The 3746-nt window shown below is 66.3% G+C and carries 4 protein-coding genes; 1 reads left to right on the top strand and 3 read right to left on the bottom strand.

The features are described 5' to 3' along the window. The first annotated feature begins 333 nt into the window (after positions 1 to 333). Entirely contained in the window at positions 334 to 1116 is a 783-nt protein-coding gene (kdgR, locus tag EG885_RS21995; RefSeq protein ID WP_131578945.1) for a DNA-binding transcriptional regulator KdgR, read from the top strand. A gap of 6 nt (positions 1117 to 1122) precedes the next feature. On the opposite strand, the gene EG885_RS21990 is transcribed toward kdgR, so the two are convergent. The 3 genes from EG885_RS21990 to EG885_RS21980 form a co-directional block, all read right to left on the bottom strand. Next, the gene (locus EG885_RS21990; RefSeq protein ID WP_131578944.1) at positions 1123 to 2034 is read right to left on the bottom strand and encodes a 2-hydroxyacid dehydrogenase; all 912 of its coding nucleotides are present in this window, start codon (positions 2032 to 2034) and stop codon (positions 1123 to 1125) included. After that, positions 2034 to 3407 carry an aspartate aminotransferase family protein gene (locus EG885_RS21985; protein ID WP_131578942.1) on the bottom strand — a complete coding sequence of 458 codons (1374 nt, stop codon included), beginning with the start codon at positions 3405 to 3407 and terminating at the stop codon, positions 2034 to 2036. The genes EG885_RS21990 and EG885_RS21985 overlap by 1 nt, the downstream gene beginning before the upstream one ends. 36 nt (positions 3408 to 3443) lie before the next feature. Beyond that, the coding region (locus EG885_RS21980) for a cupin domain-containing protein (RefSeq protein WP_131578940.1) at positions 3444 to 3746 on the bottom strand (303 nt) is incomplete at its 5' end.

Raw genomic sequence — 3746 nt, 5'->3', positions numbered from 1 at the left:
GGCCATCGTCCAGCCGCAGCAGAAATTCGCCCGTCTCGTCGGTGATATTGACCAGATTGTCGGCCAGACGCTCGATCAGCCCCCCGACCTCGGCCCGAGAGAGAAAGCGGTCTTTCTGGCGCAACAGCTGGTGCATGAGGTCGTCTCCCAAAGGTTCAGCATTTTCGGAACCGCGTTCCGGAAATGAAAAAACCACAGGCCGTTCCGGAAATCAACAGTTTTCTGAAAGGAGGGTTTCGGCAGTGATCCTCAACAAATCAGGGTGCGTATCATCCCTTGACAGAAGGTCGCAGTTTTTTCAGAATAAGGTTCCGGATTTTCAGAAATGGCACCATGGCACAGAAACCCCAAAAGACCGAGAATGCCGCCGCCGTTCTCAAGGTGTTCGCCATTCTCGAATCGCTGGCGCTGGAACGCCGCGCCACGCTGGCCGATATCGCGCAGCGGGCGATGACCTCCAAGACCACGGCGCACCGGCTTTTGCAGACCATGGTTGATCTGGGCTATGTCGAACAGGAACCCGAGACCGAGAAATACGGCCTGACGCTGAAGCTGTTCGGGCTGGGCGCGCGGGTGCTGCGCGGGCAAGAGGATCTGCTGCGATCCTGCGACCGCGAAATGGGGCGGCTGTCGCGGGCCACGGGCGAATCGATCAATCTGGGGGTGATGGACGATCTGGACCAGCGCGTCGCCTATATCCACAAATATGACAGCGCCTATGGGCTGTCGATGCAATCCACGCTTGGCAAGCGCAACCCGCTGCATTCCACCTCGCTTGGCAAGGCGCTGCTGGCGTTCCGCGACCCCTTGGAAATCGAGGAACGCATCGCCGCGATGGATCTGCGCAAGCTGGCGCCGCGCACCATCACCGATGCCGATGCCCTGCGGACCGAGCTGCAGGCCACCCGCGACCGTGGCTATTCCGAAGAGATCGAGGAAAGCGAGGCCGGGGTGCGCTGCATGGCCGTGCCGGTGATGGATCATGCGGGCCGGTCGGTGGCGGCGATCAGCATCGCCTTTCCGCTGGTCCGCTTTGACGAGGCGCGCAAGCCCGATTATGTCCGCCTGCTGCTGGAGGCCGGGCGCAATGCCTCGGCCGCCCTCGGGTTCAGCTGACGCGCCTCAATAGCCCTGCCCCGGATCGACCCGGCCCGGCAAGGGCGCGCCCTGCCGCAACGCCGCCAGAACCGCCAGCGCATGGCGCGCGCCCTCTTGCGCATCGGTGGATGCCGCGACATGCGGCGTCACCACCACGCGCGGATCGGACCACAGCGGATGGTCCTGCGGCAGCGGCTCGGGGTTGGTGACATCCAGCATCGCGGCGCCGATCCGGCCCCCGTCCAGCGCCGCCATCAGCGCCGCGCTGTCCAGCTGCGCACCGCGCCCGGCATGGACCAGATGCGCGCCCATTGGCAATTGCGCGAACAGATCGGCGTTGAGGATGCCGCGCGTCTGATCGGTCAGCGGCAGCAAACAGACCAGCGTCTGCGCCTGTGCCAGAAAACTGCGCAGATCCGCCGCGCCATAGACCCGGTGGCCCGGCAAGGGATCGCCCGAGCGCGACCAGCCGCAGGTCTGGAAGCCAAGCGCCTGCAGGCTGTCCATCGCCAGCCGCCCGATCCGTCCCAAACCCATCACCCCCACGGTGCGGCGATGCGCGGGCGCCACCGGACCCGAGGACCATTCGCCCCGCCGCTCCTGATCCAGATAGCGCGGCATGTCGCGATGCAGCATCAGACAGGACATGACCACCCAATCGCGCACCATCTGTTCGATCCCCACCGCCAGCGTCCGGCACAGGGTCACGCCCTTGGGCATGGCGGGCATCTGATCCACCCCCGCGCCCACCGAGATCACCGCCCGCAGCGCCGGATACAGCGACAGATCGGCCGGAGGCTTCCAGCAGGCGATGGCCGTGACATCCGCGCGATCCTCGGGCGCCTCGGGGGCGACAATCAACCGCTCGCCCGCCTCGGCAAAGACCTGCGCCCAGATTGTCGCGCGTTCCGGGGGGCCGGACAGCAGCAGCGCCATCAGCGCAGCACCGCGCGGATCTCGGGGTCGTCCAGGGTCTGATCCAGCACCTGCCGCGTGCGGTCCACGATGGCGTCGATATCCTCGGCCGTGCAGCATAACGGCGGCGCATAGCCGAAGACCCCTTGCGGAAAGCTGCGCAGCACCAGCCCGGCCTGCCATGCCCGGTCGAACAGCCGCGTGGCGGGCGACATCTCGGGCGGCAGCGGGGTCTTTTTGACCTTGTCGGTGACCAGCTCGACCGCCGCCAGCATGCCGCGCCCGCGCACATCGCCGACCAGCGGGTGATCCGACAGCCCGGCCAGCCCGGCCTGCAGCCGCGCGCCCATGATGCGGCCATTGTCCAGCAGACCGCCCTCGTACAGGGCCAGAACCTCCAGCGCGACGGCGGCGGAGACGGGATGGGCGGAATAGGTATGGCCGTGGCCCACGGCCCGCGATCCGGCACCGCCCGCGATGGTCTGATACACCTCTTCGGTCATCATCACCGCGCCCATCGGCACATAGCCCGAGGTCAGGCCCTTGGCCAAGGTCATCAGGTCGGGCACGATCCCCTCATCCTCGCAGGCGAACAGCGGGCCGGTGCGGCCGAACCCGGTGATCACCTCATCGGCGACGAACAGGATGCCCAGATCGCGGCAACGGTCGCGCATCGCGCGCAGCCAGCCTGCGGGCGGCACCAGAACGCCGCCCGAGCCCTGGATCGGCTCGACATAAAAGGCCGCGACCCGGTCGGGGCCAAGCCGTTCGACCGTCGCCGTCAGTTCCGCCACCGAGGCCGCGATCAGCGCCGCCGGATCGTCGCGCAGCGGGTTGCGATACAGATCATGCGAGGCAATCTTGTGCTGCCAGTCCAGCGGCAGGCCAAAGCCGTGATGGAAGGCCGGCAGCGCCGTCAGCCCCGCCCCCATGGTCGACGACCCATGATAGCCGCTGGCGACCGAGATGAACTGATCGCGCCCCGGCTGCCCCTTGGCATGCCAGTAATAGCGGATGAAGCGGATCGTCGAATCGACCGCATCCGACCCGCCAAGCGTGAAATAGACCCGGTTCAGATCGCCCGGCGCCCGCATCGCCAAAGCCGAGGCCAGCCGGATCGCCGGTTCGCTGCCCAGATCGAAATAGCCTGTCGCATAGGGCAGACGGCGCATCTGTTCGGTCGCGGCGGCGATGATGCTTTCATGGCCATAGCCCGCATTCACGCACCACAGGCCCGCAAAGCCGTCGATTAGCTCTCGCCCCTCGCCATCGGTCACCCGCGCGCCCTTGGCCGATTGCAACAGGCGGACGCCGCGTGCCTCGTGGTCGTGAAAGGACGAGACGGGATGGATCAGGTGGTCGCGGTCGGCCTCGATCAGCGATTGATTCTGCATCAGGGATGTCCTTTGGGCATGGGGTGACGGATCGGATCAGGACGCGAAGACATAGATCTTGCGCACCGTTTCCAGCGTGGTCCAGACCCCCTCGAACCCCGGCTTCAGCAGAAAGCTGTCGCCCGCGACGAAATCATGGCTGTCACCGCCGTCTTCGGCGATCCGGCAATGGCCCGACAGGATGTGGCAATATTCGAACGCCTCGCCCTTCAGCGACCGGGTGACGCCCGGCGTCGCCTCCCACACACCGGTCTGGATCTTGGTCCAGCCTGCGTTCAGGGGCAGGGCCTGATCCAGTTCCCATGTCTGAAAGCGGGGATCGCCCTCGATCAGGCGGTC

Origin of the sequence: Paracoccus nototheniae, assembly GCF_004335005.1 — a bacterium.
Lineage (GTDB): Bacteria > Pseudomonadota > Alphaproteobacteria > Rhodobacterales > Rhodobacteraceae > Paracoccus > Paracoccus nototheniae.
The sequence above is the reverse complement of the archived record's forward strand: the minus strand, read 5'-3'. Positions and strand labels throughout refer to the sequence as shown.